Annotated in this window: 12 protein-coding genes and 2 tRNA genes; 8 read left to right on the top strand and 6 right to left on the bottom strand. The window is 64.9% G+C overall.

Annotated elements, in window-relative coordinates; translation table 11 throughout:
- Positions 1-50: 50 nt before the first annotated feature.
- The gene (dinB, locus tag BMX85_RS23745; protein WP_090324605.1) at positions 51-1,208 is read right to left on the bottom strand and encodes a DNA polymerase IV; all 1,158 of its coding nucleotides are present in this window, start codon (positions 1,206-1,208) and stop codon (positions 51-53) included.
- A gap of 166 nt (positions 1,209-1,374) precedes the next feature.
- Positions 1,375-2,670 carry an MFS transporter gene (locus tag BMX85_RS23740; RefSeq protein WP_090324604.1) on the bottom strand — a complete coding sequence of 432 codons (1,296 nt, stop codon included), beginning with the start codon at positions 2,668-2,670 and terminating at the stop codon, positions 1,375-1,377.
- Positions 2,671-2,845: 175 nt separating this feature from the next.
- Between BMX85_RS23740 and BMX85_RS23735 the strand changes: the two genes are divergently transcribed.
- The 8 genes from BMX85_RS23735 (at position 2,846) to BMX85_RS23700 (ending at position 10,482) form a co-directional block, all read left to right on the top strand.
- Positions 2,846-2,921 (top strand) — tRNA-Val (locus tag BMX85_RS23735).
- Positions 2,922-2,943: 22 nt separating this feature from the next.
- Positions 2,944-3,020, top strand: a tRNA-Asp gene (locus BMX85_RS23730).
- A 76-nt stretch (positions 3,021-3,096) separates the two neighbouring features.
- Positions 3,097-4,200 carry a hypothetical protein gene (locus tag BMX85_RS23725; RefSeq protein WP_090324603.1) on the top strand — a complete coding sequence of 368 codons (1,104 nt, stop codon included), beginning with the start codon at positions 3,097-3,099 and terminating at the stop codon, positions 4,198-4,200.
- Positions 4,191-4,808: an ABC transporter ATP-binding protein gene (locus BMX85_RS23720; protein ID WP_090324602.1), complete on the top strand. Its 618-nt coding sequence runs from the start codon at positions 4,191-4,193 to the stop codon at positions 4,806-4,808. The genes BMX85_RS23725 and BMX85_RS23720 overlap by 10 nt, the downstream gene beginning before the upstream one ends.
- A gap of 201 nt (positions 4,809-5,009) precedes the next feature.
- A complete protein-coding gene (locus BMX85_RS23715; protein WP_090324601.1) occupies positions 5,010-5,489 on the top strand; it encodes a cyclic nucleotide-binding domain-containing protein in 480 nt (159 codons plus the stop codon).
- Positions 5,486-6,613: an AI-2E family transporter gene (locus BMX85_RS23710; protein ID WP_090324600.1), complete on the top strand. Its 1,128-nt coding sequence runs from the start codon at positions 5,486-5,488 to the stop codon at positions 6,611-6,613. The genes BMX85_RS23715 and BMX85_RS23710 overlap by 4 nt, the downstream gene beginning before the upstream one ends.
- A gap of 287 nt (positions 6,614-6,900) precedes the next feature.
- Positions 6,901-9,102, top strand: coding sequence for a ferric-rhodotorulic acid/ferric-coprogen receptor FhuE (gene fhuE, locus BMX85_RS23705; protein WP_143068054.1), 2,202 nt, complete (start codon positions 6,901-6,903; stop codon positions 9,100-9,102).
- 63 nt (positions 9,103-9,165) lie between these two features.
- Positions 9,166-10,482: a PepSY-associated TM helix domain-containing protein gene (locus BMX85_RS23700; RefSeq protein ID WP_090324599.1), complete on the top strand. Its 1,317-nt coding sequence runs from the start codon at positions 9,166-9,168 to the stop codon at positions 10,480-10,482.
- Positions 10,483-10,542: 60 nt separating this feature from the next.
- Here BMX85_RS23700 and ahpF read toward each other — a convergent pair whose 3' ends face one another.
- The 4 genes from ahpF to BMX85_RS23680 all read right to left on the bottom strand — a co-directional run bounded on the left by ahpF (position 10,543) and on the right by BMX85_RS23680 (position 16,614).
- Entirely contained in the window at positions 10,543-12,138 is a 1,596-nt protein-coding gene (gene ahpF, locus BMX85_RS23695) for an alkyl hydroperoxide reductase subunit F (RefSeq protein WP_090324598.1), read from the bottom strand.
- A 109-nt stretch (positions 12,139-12,247) separates the two neighbouring features.
- Positions 12,248-12,811 (bottom strand): alkyl hydroperoxide reductase subunit C, encoded by a 564-nt coding sequence (ahpC, locus tag BMX85_RS23690; RefSeq protein ID WP_090324597.1) that lies wholly within the window; start codon positions 12,809-12,811, stop codon positions 12,248-12,250.
- A gap of 292 nt (positions 12,812-13,103) precedes the next feature.
- On the bottom strand, positions 13,104-13,415 hold the full coding sequence (locus tag BMX85_RS23685) for an immunity protein TriTu family protein (RefSeq protein WP_090324596.1): 312 nt from the start codon (positions 13,413-13,415) through the stop codon (positions 13,104-13,106).
- Positions 13,416-13,842: 427 nt separating this feature from the next.
- A complete protein-coding gene (locus tag BMX85_RS23680; protein WP_090324594.1) occupies positions 13,843-16,614 on the bottom strand; it encodes an EAL domain-containing protein in 2,772 nt (923 codons plus the stop codon).
- Between the last annotated feature and the right edge of the window lie 28 nt (positions 16,615-16,642).

The following is a 16,642-nucleotide window of genomic DNA, read 5'->3' as shown; positions in this document are numbered from 1 at the left end:
CCATTTTACACGCTGGCGGCCGCCCCCGACCGATTGTGGTGGGATTGAAACTATGCGAACAGGTCGCCCTGCACGCCGCGCCGGGCGTGCGCCGCGCCTTCCGGCGGCGGCGGTTCGAGCGTGCTGGCCCGCACGCCCAGCAGCCGCAGGCGCCGCTCCAGCGGCACCCGCTTGAGGCATTCGCGCGCCGCGTGCAGGATGGCGGTCGGATCGGCCACCGGATGCGGCAGGGTCACGTTGCGGCTGACGATCTGGAAATCGTCGAAGCGCAGCTTGATGCTGATGGTGCGGCTAACGTAGCCCTTGCGCTTGAGGTCGTCCGCCAGCCGGTCGCACAGCGACGTCAGGATGCCGGACAACGCGCCCCGGTCCTGGCGCGCGTGCAGATCGCGCTCGAAGGTGGTTTCGCGGCTGATCGACTTGCTCTCGGAGCTGGTGGAGATTTCGCGGTGGTCGATGCCGCGCGCGGCCGTGGACAGCCAGCCGGCGTAATGGGCGCCGAAGTGGTCCTGCAACAGGCCGGCGTCGGCGGCGGCCAGCTGGCCGATGGTGTCGATGCCCAGCGCGGCCAGTTTTTCGGTGGCCTTGGGGCCGATGCCGTTGATCTTGCGCACGCCCAGCGGCCAGATGCGCGCCGGGATATCGTCGTAGCCGAGGATCGTCAGGCCGTTGGGCTTTTCCAGGTCGGAGCAGATTTTCGACAGCAGCTTGTTGGGCGTGATGCCGATCGAGCAGGACAGGCCGGTGGCGTCGCGCACGGCCTGCTTGATGCGCTGCGCCAGTTCCAGCGTTTCGCCCTCGACGCGGGTCAGGTCGATGTAGATCTCGTCGATGCCGCGGTCCTCGAAATCCGGCGCGATCGACGCCACGGCGGCTTTAAAGAGACGCGAAAAATGGCGGTAGGCGTCGAAGTTGACCGGTAGCAGAATGGCGTCGGGCGCCAGCTTGGCGGCCTTCATCATGCCCATGGCCGAGCCCACGCCCAGCGCGCGCGCCTCGTAGGTGGCGGTGGTGATGACGCCACGGCCGACATAGTCGCGCAGGCGGGCGTAGCGGTGCGTGCCGTCCTCCTGCAACACCGGCTGGGCGTCGCGGCCGCCGCCGATCACCACCGGCTGGCCGCGCAGGTCCGGGTAGCGCAGCAGCTCGACGGAGGCGTAGAACGCATCCATGTCGAGGTGGGCGATGCGCCGGGTATCGTCAGTCATGTGCCAAAGTAAACCGAAATTTGAATGCTCGACCGCGTCAATTTGAACGAGGAAACACGTAAGGCGGATTAGCGCAGCGCAATCCGCCATGCATGCGCCACCGGCGGCCCGTCATTGACGACCGCGCAAAATTACTGTGAATACATACAGTATCCCCTGAAATCGATCAGCCCGCAAGTGCGGGCGGACGGCGCACCGCCACCACCACCAGCACCGCGCCCGCCACCAGACTGGCCGCCAGCAAATAAATGCCGTTGGCCGTGCTGTGCGTGGCGTCCTTGATCGCGCCGACCAGGTACGGGCTGACGAAGCCGGCCAGGTTGCCGACCGAGTTGATCAGCGCGATGCCGGCCGCCGCCGCGGCGCCGCCCAGCATCGCCGTCGGCAGGCTCCAGAAGATCGGGAAGGTGCTCAGGATGCCGGCCGTCGCCACGCTCAACGCCGCCATCGCGATGACGGTGTTGTCGCTATAAACGGTGGCCACGACCAGGCCCAGCGCGCCGGCCAGCGCGGCGATCGCCGCGTGCCAGCGCCGCTCGCCGCTGCGGTCCGAGTGGCGCGCGGCCAGCACCATGACCACCGCCGCGACGAAATACGGGATCGCCGTCAGCAAACCGATCGTGAAGACATCGTCGATGCCGCTGTTCTTGACCAGTTGCGGCAGCCAGAAGCTAACGCCGTACAATCCCATGACGAACAGGAAGTACACCAGCGCCAGCAGCCATACCTTGCCGTTGCTGAACATCCGCGCGAGCGGCATGTGCTGTTGCTGTTTGCCTTCCTCGGCGATCGCTTGCTCCAGCTTTTGCTTGTCGCCTTCGCTCAGCCACCGGGCCGAGCGGATGCCGTCGTCCAGATAGAACAGGGTCCAGATACCGAGCAACGTCGACGGCACGCCTTCGAGCAGGAACAGCCACTGCCATCCGCTCAGGCCGTGAAGACCGGCGAAGGTCTTCATGATCCAGCCCGACAAAGGCCCGCCGACCACGCCGGCCACGGCCACGCCGCTCATGAACAACGCGACCATGCGCGCGCGCCGGTGCGCCGGATACCAGTAGGTCAGGTAGAGGATGATGCCGGGGAAGAAGCCCGCCTCGGCCGCGCCCAGCAGAAAGCGCAGCACGTAGAAACTGGCGACGCTGTCGACGAACATCATCGCCGACGAGATCACGCCCCAGCTGATCATGATGCGGGCGATCCAGATGCGCGCGCCGGTGCGCGTCATCAGCAAGTTGGACGGCACCTCGAACAAAAAGTAGCCGACGAAGAAGATGCCGGCGCCGATGCCGTACACGGTGTCGCTGAAGCGCAGGTCCGACAGCATCTGCAACTTGGCGAAGCCGACGTTGACGCGGTCCAGGTAGGCCGCCACGTAGCACAGGAACAGGAAAGGCATCAGCCGCCAGCTGACGCGGCGGTACAGGCCGTCGAGGGGATCGCTACTGGTGTGGTTGCGCCGCATGGGTCGCTTTCTTATCGGTTCGTCGCGGCCCTATCTTGACACCGCCAAACAGGCCCGCGGGCAATTTTTCTAAATTATTTACAAAACCCCTTGCGGAACCGATAAACCAGCTTGTAGAATACGGCCTCGTTCAGCAGTTGTAGCAGTTAAATGAAACAACGCTGATAAGTTTTCTGGGTGCTTAGCTCAGTTGGTAGAGCGGCGCCCTTACAAGGCGTAGGTCGGGAGTTCGACCCTCTCAGCACCCACCAGAGAAAACGATAAAACGAATTAGGAGTGGTAGTTCAGTTGGTTAGAATACCGGCCTGTCACGCCGGGGGTCGCGGGTTCGAGTCCCGTCCACTCCGCCAACATTCCTTAAGGGCCCGATCTTGATCGGGCCCTTATTCATTTCAGCTTCAGAAATATTGCGTATGCTTGTGCGCGATGACGACCACCCTCCATCCCTATCTGCGCTTCCGCGCCCGCATGACGCGGCAAGCACTGCTGCGCATCATCCCCGGCCTGTCCAGTTCACTGGAAATCATTCTGCTCGGCTTCGCGCCGGTGGCCATCGGACTGCTCGCCTGCATCGCCTTGCCGGGATTGTTCGCCGCCACGCTGCCCTGGCCGGAAGCGCTGGCGCTGGTGCTCGCGCAAGTGCTGGTGGCCACCGCGCCGGCCTGGCTGATGCGCAAACACCTGCATCCGGCCGAGGCCACGCTGTGGAGCCGCACGCTGCCGATCAGCCCGCGCCTGCGATGGGGCGCCGATGCGATGGTGGCCGGCATCATCGCCGCACCGGTGGCCGTCGCCTCGGCGGTGTCCACCGCGATCTGGTTCTATCAGTGGCCTGACTGGCTGCACCCGGTCGCGCCGGTGGCATTGGCGCTGACGGTGCTGTCGCTGCTGCTGGCGTGGACGCTGTCGACGCTGATCCTCGCGCAACGCGTGCGCATGCCGGCGGCGCGCAAGCCCGGCCGCGCCCGGCCGGCGCCGACCAGCTATGCGCCAGGCGCGGCACGCCTGCCGAAAGCGCTGTATCGATGGCACCGGCTTTTCTGGCTGCCGTTCTGGCGCGCGGACGATGTCGTCGGCATCCAGCAAACCTTGCTGTTGCTGGGCGCCGTGCTCGGCGTCACGCTCTGGATCTGGCGTCCGCCGCTGGTGCCGCCGGCGCTATGGGGCGCCTGCACGGCGCTGGCGTTGATGCTGCTGACCGATCGCGGCGACAAAGCCGTGGCCGAGCAGATCGCGCGGCTGCGTCCCGCGGCCGCCGCCTGGCCCATCGACGCGGAGCGCCTGTTCCGCGCCGCGATGGTGCTGTCGCTGCTGCCCGGCCTATGCGTGATGGCGTGGTTCGCCGCGCTGACGTTGGGCCGCGCCGCGGCCGGCCACAGCACCACCGTCGCCATCGTCTGGCTGTGCTTTGCCGCCACCACGCAAATCGCCGTCGTCGCGCTGCGCGGGCTGAGCGCGCGCGGCCGCACCGCGCTGGTGTTCGGCGCCATCCTTATCCTGACCGCGATTGGAAGTGAACTATGGAATTGAACCCCGTGCTGCAGATCGATCGGCTGAGTTTTGAGTTCGCCAGCCATCCGCTGTTCCGCCAGTTCTCGTTGCGGCTGGGCGCGGGCATCACCTGGCTGCGCGGCGAGAACGGCGCCGGCAAGACCACCTTGCTGAAGCTGGCCGGCGGCGCGTTGACGCCGCACGGCGGCACCATCCGCCTCGACGACATCGAGATCCACGCGCAACCGCTGGCGTATCGGATGCGATGCCACTACTGCGGCGGCGACACGCCGCAACTACCGTGGCTGACCGTGCGCGAGCTACTCGATCTGCACCTGTCGCTCTACCCCGCCACCGACGCCGCGCTGCTCAACGCCGAGCTGGCCGCCTTCCACCTGCTGCCGGCACTGGACCAGCCGGTGACCACGCTGTCGCTGGGCCAACACAAGAAGATGCAGCTGGCGTTGGCGCTGGCGCTGCCGGTGCGCCTGCTGCTGATCGACGAGCCGTTCAACGGCCTCGATGCCGACGCCGTCGCCTACCTGCGCGCGCAACTGTCGGCGCCGGCACGGCTGGCGCGCCAATGCATCCTGCTGACCAGCCATCTCGACCCGGCGCTGCCGCTGGCGCAGACGGTGCAACTGTAGTCGCCACGCGGCGGCCAACCGGTCGATCCGGGCCGTTGCCGTGGTCATGCCCGTAAGGCATAGGCTGTGTTAAATTTGCAAAAATTTCCGGAACGGAAGGATCTAGCGGGGCAAAACAGGCGACAATGTCTGCCATACGCGGCCAGTCGGCAGCGAGACCGCACAAGTGCGCTTACTTCCACACCTTGGAGTTCTTTCCCGATGTTCGGCTTTTTCAGGTCCACCACTTTGTCGCCGCGCTTGTTGCGGTTGAAGGATTCGGCGCTGTTCGCCTCGTTGACGCCGCTCGAACTAAAGACCGTCGACGGCCTGATGCATGAGCGCCGCTATCTCGCCGACGAAATCATCTTCGACGAGGGCGAGGAAGGCCAGGCGCTGTATGTGGTGATGTCGGGCCGGGTGCTGGTCAGCCGCGAGGTCGGCGCCGGACGCGAAGTGGTGGCCGAGCTGTCGGCCGGCTCGTTCTTCGGCGACATGGCGCTGCTGGACAATTCGCCGCGCAACGCCCAGACGCGCGCGCTGGAGAACTGCGAGCTGGCGGTGTTCTTCCGCGCCGACTTCATGGGACTGATGGAAACGGACGCCGTCATCGGCTACAAGATCGCGCTGGCCCTGGCGCGCCACATCGGCACCCGCCTGCGCGAATGGATGGGCGCGGCCCCGCACGTCGAGGCGCTATGACGTTCATCCCCACCCAACAGCGGGCCGGTCCGGTTGTCTGGAGCGGCATCATCGCCGCCACCTGCGCGCTGCTGTTCCTGTTGCAGCAGATGCTGTTCCTGGCGATCCCCTTCCTGTTCGGCATCGTCCTGTACTACATCATGCAACCGCCGATGCAGCGCCTGATCCGCGCCGGCGTGCGCGTGAACGCGGCCATCCTGACGGTCGGTTCGGCGTTCCTGCTGGTGTTGTTGATCGTCGTCGTGATCGCCATGCAATGGGATTCCGGCCCGTCCGAACCGTGGCAGGACATGCTGGGCAGGTACATCAGCGGCGGCCTCGAATTCGTGCGCCAAACGATGCTGTCGCTCGAGCGCGAGTTCCCCATCCTCAAGCAAGTCAAGCTGGCGCGCACCGTCAACAGCCGGGTCAACTCGTTCACCGGCACCTTCGTGCAAAAGCACCTGACGGAGATCCTGGTGTCGGTGGCGGCGTGGCTGCCGTCGTTGCTGCTGGCGCCGTTTTTGACCTTCTTCTTCCTGCGCGACGGCCTGCGCTTCAAGAAGTTCCTGGCGCGCGCGGTGCCGAACGCCTTCTTTGAAAAGACCTTGTGCCTGCTGCACGAAGTCGACCAGACCGCGCACCGCTACTTCCAGGGCCTGGTCAAGCTGACGGTGCTCGACACGGCGGTGCTGGCGCTGGGCCTGTGGGCGATCGGCGTATCCTCGCCGCTGGTGCTGGGGCTGATCGCGGCGGTGCTGGCGTGGGTGCCGTATGTCGGTTCCATCCTCGGCTGCATGCTGGTGGTGATGGTCGCCTCGACCGACGCGCCCGGCGATCCGTCGGTGGCCTACCTGGCCATCGGCGTATTCATCCTGGTGCGCCTGCTGGACGACTTCGTCTTCATGCCGCTGACCCTGGGGCGCAGCCTGCACATCCACCCGCTGATCACGGTGCTGATGATCTTCATCGGCGGCTACGTGGCCGGCGTGGCCGGCCTGATGCTGGTGCTGCCGCTGCTCGGCGTGGTCATGGTCGTCGGCGAAACGCTGGGGCGGCTGATCACCGATGCGCGCCTGCGCGCGCGCCACCGCAACGCCATCCACCTGCGCGACAAGCAAGCCAGCGTCGACCTCGTCACATAAAATCCCGCAGGGTCAAGTCTGTCATTCGGACACGATCACAGCCGTACGGACACTTACAAAAACCCGCGCGGTCAAGTCTGTCATTCGGACACGATCACAGCCGTACGGACACTTACTGTTCAGGACGTGTCCGAAAGACAGACTTGACCCCGGGCTTGGGACGCCGGGCGGTGGTCGATTTCTCTTGACTTATGAATGAGAATCGTTATCATTCCTGTTTCCGATTGGATTACTAGTACTTACAATCCATCCCCCTCCCCGTTCGCCAAAATTAACAACAGGAATCGATGAATACGCACGCCCGCGCCCACCAGCGTCTTAAACTGAATAAACTCGCCATCTGCGTGGGGCTGGCGATGCCCTTCATCGCCCAGGCGCAGATCGCCGACCAGAACAGCGCCGTGCTGCCGCAGGTGGAGGTCACCGCCGATAAGATGGGCGATACCACCGAAGGCACCGGCTCGTACACCACCGGCCGCACCCGCACCGCTTTGCCGCTGGGCCTGTCGCTGCGCGATACGCCGCAGTCGGTCTCCGTGGTCACGCAGCAGCGCATCGAGGACCAGGGCCTGCTGTCGATCACCGATGTCGTCAACAACGTCACCGGCGTCTCGGTCAACCAGTACGAAACCAACCGCGCCGGCTTCACCGCGCGCGGCTTCGATATCACCAATCTGCAAATCGACGGCATCCCGACCACCTGGGAGCAGCCGTGGAGCTCGGGCGAAGTGGCCGGCAGCCTGGCCATCTACGACCGCGTGGAAGTGGTGCGCGGCGCCACCGGCCTGATGACCGGCGCCGGCAATCCGTCGGCCGCCATCAACCTGGTGCGCAAGCGCGCCACCAGCAAGGAGCTGACCGGCTCGGCCGAGATCGGCGTCGGCCGCTTCGACGAGCGCCGCGTGCTGGTCGACGTGTCGACCCCGCTGACGCAGGCCGGCAACGTGCGCGCGCGCGTGGTCGGCGAGTACCAGGAGGCGGACAGCTGGATCGATTACGCCAGCGACACGAAAAAGACCGTCTACGCCACCGTCGAGGCCGACCTGACGCCGCAGACCTTGTTGTCGGCCGGCTTCAGCCGCCAGGAGACCGATCCGAAGGGCCCGATGTGGGGCGGCTTGCCGTTCTGGTACACCGACGGCACGCGCACCAACTGGCCGGTGTCGAAAACGTCGGCCGCCGACTGGGCCAACTGGCCGACCTCGTACAACAACGGCTTCGTCAACCTCGAACACAACTTCGCCAATGGCTGGAAGGTGCGCGCCACCTACAGCCACGGCGACCGCAAGAGCGACTCGCACCTGCTGTACCTGTCGGGCGTGCCCGACCGCGTGACCGGCCAGGGCATGTTCGCCTTCTCCGGCTCCTACGTCACCCACACCAAGCAGGACGACGCCGGTCTGCACGCCAGCGGTCCGTTCGAGCTGGGCGGGCGCAAGCACGAGGCCGCGTTCGGCTACATGCACTCGAAGCAGAAGTTCAACGCCAACAGCCGCGCCGCCGATTTCGGCTCGCAGCCGTCGGACGTGGGCGACTTCAACAACAGGGACGCGGCCGCCTACCCGAGCCCGACCTGGGGCCCGCAGACCTTCTACGAAGGCGGCGTCACCAAGCAGGAAGGCTTGTACGGCGTGGCCCGCTTCTCGCTGGCCGATCCGCTCAAGCTGATCCTGGGCGCGCGCCTGACCAACTACCAGAAGGACGTCACGCTCAGCTACGCGGCGCCGTACACGATGAAGTACGACAAGGAAGTGACGCCGTACGCCGGCCTGGTCTATGACCTCAACGAGACCTACTCGGCCTACGCCAGCTACACCGACATCTTCCAGCCGCAAAGCGAGAAGAACCTCGCCGGCGGCACGCTCGATCCGATCGTCGGCAAGAGCTACGAAGCCGGCGTCAAGGGCGAGCATTTCGGCGGCCGCCTGAACACCTCGCTGGCCGTGTTCCGCATCAAGCAGGACAATCTGGCGCAGGCGGGGGGCATGGTCCTGCGTCCGGGCCAGAGCGCGCCGGAGGCGTTCTACGTGGGCTCCGAGGGCGCCACCAGCAAGGGCTTCGAGCTGGAGGCGTCGGGCGAACTGGCGCGCGGCTGGAACGCCACCGTCGGCTACACGCAGTTCAAGGCGGAGGACGCCAACGGCGTCGACTTCAACAGCATCTATCCGCGCAAGCTGTTGCGCGTGTACACCACCTACAAGCTGCCCGGCCAGCTGAGCGGCCTGACGGTCGGCGGCGGCGTCAACTGGGAAGGCCGCACCTACACGGTCGATCCTGGCGCGCCGGCCAGCACCAACGGCTTGATCGAGCAGGATTCGTTCAGCCTGGTCAACCTGATGGCGCGCTATGACATCACCAAGCAGCTGTCGGCGCAAGTCAACATCAACAACGCGCTCGACAAGAAACACTTCGGCATGTTCGCCGCGTACGGCGCCATCACCTACGCCGCGCCGCGCACGGCGTCGGTGTCGCTGAAGTACCGCTTCTGATCGGCAGGGACCGCGCCCGCGCCGGCGCGGTCCCTTTTTGCTTTCTAATTGTTGGAGGTTACCTTGCGCGCCTTCTGGACTTTGATCCATCGCTACGCCGGCCTGCTGATGGCCGGCTTTTTGTTTATCAGCGGCGTCACCGGCGCCATCATTTCGTGGGACCACGAGCTCGACGACGTGCTCAATCCGCACCTGATGGAAGCCCACACGGCCGGACCGGCGCAAGCGTCGCTGGCGCTGGCGCGGCAGGTCGAGGCGCGCTACCCGGACGTGCGCGTGTCGTACATTCCGCTGCACGCGCAACAGGGCGACTCGATCGCGCTGGGCGTCAGCCCGCGGGTCGATCCGGCCACCAAGAAACTGGCCGAGCCGGGCTTCAACCAGGTCTTCGTCGATCCCGTCAGCGGCGCCGAGCTAGGCAAGCGCGAATGGGGCGCGGTCTGGCCGATCACCAAGGAAACCTTCGTCTCCTTCCTGTACCGCCTGCATTACACGCTGCACATTCCCGAAATGTGGGGCATCGACCGCTGGGGCATCTGGCTGCTGGGCGGCATCGCCATCATCTGGACCCTGGACTGCTTCGTCGGCTTCTACCTGACGTTGCCGGTGCGCCGCAAGAAAGCTGACGCCGCCGGCAACATCGCCGCGCGCGCCGCCGTCAGCGACGACATCGCCGGCGACAAGCCGCTACCGGCCGGCAAGTCGTGGTGGCAGCGCTGGCAGCCGGCGTGGAAGGTGCGCTGGAACGGCGGCAGCAACAAGCTCAACTTCGACCTGCACCGCGCGTTCAGCCTGTGGACCTGGGCGCTGCTGTTCATCCTGGCCTTCACCGCGTTCTCGCTCAACCTGTACAACGAGGTGTTCGCGCCGGTGATGAAGACGTTCTCGCAGGTCACGCCGACGCCGTTCGACACGCGCCCGATGGCCGACAAGCACCACCCGATCGAGCCGCGCCTGGGCTACGCCGAGGTGATCGAGCGCGCCAGCCACGAAGCGATCAACCGCAAGTGGGCCGAGCCGGCCGGCGGCGTGTTCTATTCGCAGGAGTTCGGCATCTACGGCGTCAGCTTCTTCACGCCCGGCAACGACCACGGCACCGGCGGCGTCGGCACGGCGGCGCTGTACTACGACGCCGCCGACGGCCGCCTGCTGGGCGACCGCCAGCCGTGGAAAGGCACGGCGGCCGACATCTTCCTGCAGGCGCAGTTCCCGCTGCATTCGGGCCGCATCCTCGGCCTGCCGGGGCGCATCCTGATCTCGTTCATGGGCGTGGTCGTCGCCATGCTCAGCGTGACGGGCGTGATCATCTGGTGGCGCAAGCGCGCCTCGCGCGTGACGGTGGCGCACAAGCGCCAGCGCGGCATGCTAGTCGCCGAGTAACTTCGAAGGGGCGAAAAAAAACCGGGAGCGCGCTCCCGGTTTTTCTTTGGCCGCTATTTCTTACGCGGTCATCGCGTGCTTCTCTGCCGATTCCGCGACCACTTCCTCGTCGTCCGAGCGGATCAGGTGATCGAAGGCCGACAACGCCGCCTTCGCGCCTTCGCCGGTGGCGATGATGATCTGCTTGTACGGCACCGTGGTGACGTCGCCGGCGGCGAACACGCCCGGAATCGACGTCTGGCCACGGGCGTCGACTTCGATCTCGCCGTGGCGCGACAACGCCAAGGTGCCCTTGAGCCACTCGGTGTTCGGCACCAGGCCGATCTGCACGAACACGCCTTCCAGCTCGACCTTCTTCGCTTCGCCCGACACGCGGTCGTTGTAGCTCAGGCCGTTGACGATCTTGCCGTCGCCGTGGATCTCGGTCGTTGCCGCCGAAGTGATCACGGTGACGTTGGCCAGGCTGCGCAGCTTGCGTTGCAGGACCGCGTCGGCGCGCAGCTCGGCGCCGAACTCGATCAAGGTCACGTGCTTGACCAGGCCGGCCAGGTCGATCGCCGCCTCGACGCCGGAATTGCCGCCGCCGATGACCGCCACGCGCTTGCCCTTGAACAGCGGGCCGTCGCAGTGCGGGCAGTAGGCGACACCGTGGTTGCGGTATTCCTTCTCGCCCGGCACGTTGATCTCGCGCCAGCGGGCGCCCGTCGCCAGGATCACCGACTTGGCCTTCAAGGTCGCGCCGGTGGCGGTGGTGATCTCGATCAGCTTGCCCGGCACCAGCTTGGCGGCGCGCTGCGTGTTCATGATGTCGACGTCGTATTCCTTGACGTGCTGCTCCAGCGCCACGGCGAATTTCGGACCGTCGGTTTCCTTGACCGAGATGAAGTTCTCGATCGCCAGCGTGTCGAGCACCTGGCCGCCGAAACGCTCGGCCAGCACGCCGGTCTTGATGCCTTTGCGGGCGGCGTAGACGGCCGCTGCCGCGCCGGCGGGACCGCCGCCGACGATCAGCACGTCGAACACGTCCTTCTTGCTCAGCTCGGCGGCCTGGCGGGCGCCGGCGTTGGTATCGAGCTTCGCCAAAATCTCTTCGACGTTGGTGCGGCCCTGGCCGAAATGCTCGCCGTTCAGGAACATCATCGGTACCGCCATGATCTGGCGCGCTTCGACTTCTTTCGGGAACACGCCGCCGTCGATGGTGGTGACCTTGATGCGTGGGTTAATCACCGACATCGCGTTGAGCGCCTGCACCACTTCCGGGCAATTGTGGCAGGTCAGCGAGATGAAGGTTTCGAAGGCGTAATCGCCGTCGAGGTTACGGATTTGCTCGATGACGGCGTCGTCGAACTTGATGGTGTGGCCGCCGACCTGCAGCAGCGCCAGCACCAGCGAGGTGAATTCGTGGCCCATCGGAATGCCGGCGAAACGCACGCCGATATCGGTGCCGGGGCGGTTGATGCTGAACGACGGCTTGCGCTCGGCGTCGTCGGTGCGCTTGACCAGGGAGATCTTGTCGCTCAACAGGACGATTTCCTGGAGCAATTCTTCCATTTCGCGGGCCTTGGCGCTGTCGTCGAGCGATGCGACGATCTCAATCGGTTGCACCACTTTTTCCAGGTAGGTTTTCAACTGGGCTTTGAGATTTGCATCCAACATGATTTTTTCTTCCTTTTTACAAATATTTAGGCGTATGCCGGGCCGGACGCCCGGTCCGGCATCGCGGTAACTACTTGTGTGCTGCGTTTTTCAAGCTCAGCTTTACAACTTAGATCTTGCCGACCAGGTCCAGCGATGGGGTCAGGGTCGCTGCGCCTTCGGTCCACTTGGCTGGGCACACTTCGCCTGGGTGGGCTGCCACGTACAGGGCGGCTTTGACTTTGCGCAGCAGCTCGGAAGCGTCGCGGCCGATGCCGTTGTCGTGCACTTCCATCACTTTGATCTGGCCTTCCGGGTTGATGACGAAGGTGCCGCGCAGCGCCATGCCTTCTTCTTCGATCATGACTTCGAAGTTGCGCGACAGCGTGCCGGTCGGGTCGCCGATCAGCGGGTAGTTCACCTTCTTGATCGCGTCCGAGGTGTCGTGCCATGCTTTGTGCGCGAAGTGGCTGTCGGTCGACACGCCGTAGACTTCCACGCCCAGCTTGGCGAATTCAGGCTGGTGATCGGCCAGGTCTTCCAGTTCGGTCGGGCAAACGAAGGTGAAGTCGGCTGGGTAGAACATCAGCACCGACCACTTGCCCTTCAGGGATTCTTCGGTCAGATCGATGAATTTGCCGTTCGCGTATGCGGTTGCCTTGAATGGTTTTACTTGGGAATTGATCAGGGACATTGTGGTTTCCTCGTTGGGTTGTGAATCATTGAGACGCCAGTGTACGGCTTTTTAACCCATATGCAAAATTGATTGTTCCAATAGTTTCAATTTGTTTTAACTATGACGCGTGCATATGGGATAGCTATTATCGCCGTTCCCGCAAGGCGCCGTGCGCGCCTTACTTTTCGGCACGCCGAGCACGGGCGCGGGATGCATGAGGCTGGGAACGGGTAGCGGAGAGAAAAAAGGCCGCGCGAATCGCATCCGCCGCTCAAGCGCCGGAACCGCTCGTAAAGGACGATGGCGCGCTCTACGACTCCACCGTCCGGCCGTGCGATGGCTTCAGCCTGTCAAGAAACGATCGCAAGAGGGAGCTGAGGCCGGCAATTGAGTCAATTTTTCCGTGGTGGTCTAGAAGATTCTGTCCCGACTCGGCATCTACAATCTCGGCGTAGAAATCACCGCTATCCCAGCAAGTGATACGTCCCATGCGTATCGGCGAGTCGAAATCGATTCTGGCGGCGGCATTTGCCGAGGCGCTGCCCGGTGTGAAATAAGCCTCAACCCCGGCAGGTAACCCGGGGATAACTTCCTGTGCCCAATAGTGAAAAGTGTTCAACATTTGAGTACCTCCATCACAGCGTTTTGCTCGCCAAGTGCCGGAGATTAATGGCACGCGGCATTTTGGGAAGCGGCCGGCCATTGCGAGCGGCAACCCGACCTTCCAGCGACTGCGGGCCTATGATCTTGGCCCAGCCAGAACCAGTCACTCTCAGACTATCCTCTGGCACATCGAACTCGACGTAAACGTCCCCGGTCCGTGCCTGGCGAGCAAAAGAATATAAGTCCGCTGGAAGCAGTACGTGCGTTGTACCACTATAGCTTTCCTGCACCATTCCAGAATTCAGCATCGCAGCGTATTCAACCGCCGACATCCAGCGGCCCACGGTTACGAGTCTAATTGTAGTCCCGGTTTTCATCTTCAGGTGGAATGCTATCGAAATGAGCTTCGATGAACTTTACCGATCCCCGGGACAAGGACTATGACATCACACAGACTTGAGGAAGGCGTCGAATTGCTCGGCCGGCATCGGTTTGGCGAACAGGTAGCCTTGGCCGTAGTCGCAGCCGGCGGCGGCCAGCAGGTCGCGCTGCTCGGGCGTCTCGACGCCCTCGGCGATCACCTTCAGGCCCAGCTTGTGCGCCATGACGATGATCGCGCCCGACAAGGCCATGTCGCTCGAGTCCGGCGCCAGGTTGCGCGTGAACGAGCGGTCGATCTTCAAATAGTCGATGTCGAATTTCTTCAGGTACGACAGCGACGAATAGCCGGTGCCGAAGTCGTCGAGCGCGACCTGGATGCCGGCGTCGCGCAATTGCAGCAGCTTGTTACTGACGGCGGTGTTGGCGTCGAGCAGCAGGCCCTCGGTGATTTCCACCACCACCGACTGCCCGGGCAGCTCCAGCGCCCGCAGCTGGTCGAGCCAGGCCACGTAGCAGCCATCCTCGCGCTGGAACTCCAGCGGCGACTGGTTGATGCTGACCTGGAAATCCGGATGGTGCTCGCGCCGCCAGCGCCGCACCCATTGCGCCGATTCGCGGAACACCCATTCGCCGATGCCGGAAATGAGCCCGCTGGCCTCGGCCAACGGGATGAACTCGAGCGGGCTGACGACGCCGCGCAGCGGATGGTTCCAGCGGATCAGCGCCTCGGCCTTGTGGATGCGCCCGCTCTCGAGGTCGACGATCGGCTGGAAGTACAGCGCGAACTGCTCGCCGGCGAGCGCGCCGCGCAGGTCGTTGGTCAGGCGCATGCGGTTGAGCGCGGCCACCTGCAGCGCCGGCGTGAAGAAGCTGTAGCGGTTGCGCCCGGCGTCCTTGGCCGCGTACATCGCCTGGTCGGCGTGCTTGAGCAGGTCGCCGATGTCGAGCGCGTCGTCGGGGTACAGGGTGATGCCGATGCTGGCCGACACGAACGCCTGCTCCTGCCCCAGCGCGAACGGCGCGCGCAGGCTGTCGATGATTTGCTGGGCGATGCGCTCGACCCGGTCGGTCTGGCCCAGGGTCGACAGGATCACGGTGAACTCGTCGCCGCCGAGCCGCGCCACGGTGTCGGACTTGCGCACGCAGGCGCTGATGCGGCGCGCCGCGTCCACCAGCAGGATGTCGCCCTGGTGGTGGCCGAGCGTGTCGTTGACTTCCTTGAAGTGGTCGAGGTCGATGAACAGCACGGCCAGGCTGGAGCGCTCGCGCTGGCACACCACGATGTCGTGTGCCAGCCGGTCGTGGAACATGCGGCGGTTGGGCAGCTGCGTCAAGGTGTCGAAGTTGGCCTGCTGCCAGATCAAGGTCTCGCTGTGCTTCTTGGCGGTGACGTCCTCGATCATGCACAGGTGGTGCGGCTGGCTGGCGGCCTCCGTGTCGAGCACGGTGATCGACATGTCGACCCAGGCCATCTCGCCGTTGGGCCGCACCATGCGGCAGGTGGCCTTGAAGCCGGTCGATTGCCGCGCCGTCAGCTGCGCCATTTGCTCCTTGATCTGGGCGGCGTCGTCCGGGTGGGCGATGTCGAGCCACTTGCCGGCGCGCAGCTCCTGCTGCGAGCGGCCGACGATGTCGAGGTAGCGCAGGTTCAGGTCGCGGTACTCGTAGCTGAGCGAGTCGATCAGCGCGATGCCCAGCGGCGAGGCTTCGAACATGGTGCGGAAGCGCTGTTCGCCCTTGCGGATGGCGTCGAGCGCGCGCTTGCGTTCGCGCGCCAACAGGCTGAAGTGGACGGCCGCCGCCAGCACCAGGGCCAGCGCGACCGCGCCGAGCACCCGGTACAACCACACCAGGCTGCCGTGCTTGTTGTCGCCGTCGTACAGGAAGCCGTCGAAGCTGACCGCCTTGGGCAGCATGCCCAGGCCGGCGTAGACGTCGGCGATGTGGCGCCAGCGCTCCGGGTTCATATAGCCGATCTCGACGAGCATCGGCTGCACCAGCCCGACCATCTGGCGCGCCTCGTACAGCAGGTGCTGGCGGTCGTTGCGGCGCGAGTACTTGTTCAGGATCAGGTCGACGGTCTCTTCCTGGTGGGTCATCGCCCATTGCCAGCCGCGCATGCTGGCGGCGCGGAACGCGCGCACCCGCTCCGGATGGCTGGCGATCTCGCGCTCGCTGGTGAACAGGTTGTCGCCGTAGAAGTCGATGCCGACCGCGCGCGGACTGTAGATATCGTACGGAAAGCCGACGCGGTCGAACATGTCGGGCTCGTTGGTGGTGTAGACCGCCATGGCGTCGACCCGGCCCTCGATCAGGTCGTGCGGATCGAAGCTGGGCGCGACCCGCTGGATGCTGCCGACCGGCACCCCTTCCTTGGCCAGGTAGGCCAGCAATTCGTCGGCGTTGCCGGCTTCGTCGCTGAGCGAGCCGATCATCGCCCGCTTGCCGATCAGGCGCCGGATGTCGGGCTCGCCGCCACCCTGGCGCATCGCCAGCCCGTACGGCGAATGCTGGAAAACCACGCCCAGCACCACCACCGGCTTGCCGGCCAGCCGGGCCAGCAACAGGCTGCTGCCGGCCACGCCGTATTCGGCCTTGCCCGACAGGACGTCGCGCTCGGCCTCGTTGCCGTCCGCCGCCTCGAGGATGCGCACGTCGAGCCCGGCGTCGCGGTAATAGCCCTGCTCGAGCGCGGCGTAGTAGCCGGCGAACTGGAATTGGTGCAGATGCTTGAGCCGCAGCGTGACTTTGTCTTGCGCGACGGCCGGCGCGGCGGCCGTCAACAGCACAAGCAGGGAGAGGATGGCGCGAAGGATGGCACGTAAGCGGGATGGCACTAGGGGTCCTGGAGCAAGAGAGCTAGGC

This window comes from Duganella sp. CF517, assembly GCF_900110275.1.
In the GTDB taxonomy this organism is placed as follows: Bacteria; Pseudomonadota; Gammaproteobacteria; order Burkholderiales; family Burkholderiaceae_D; genus Rugamonas.
Note: the sequence above shows the minus strand (reverse complement) of the source record. Positions and strands in the feature narration are given on the sequence as shown.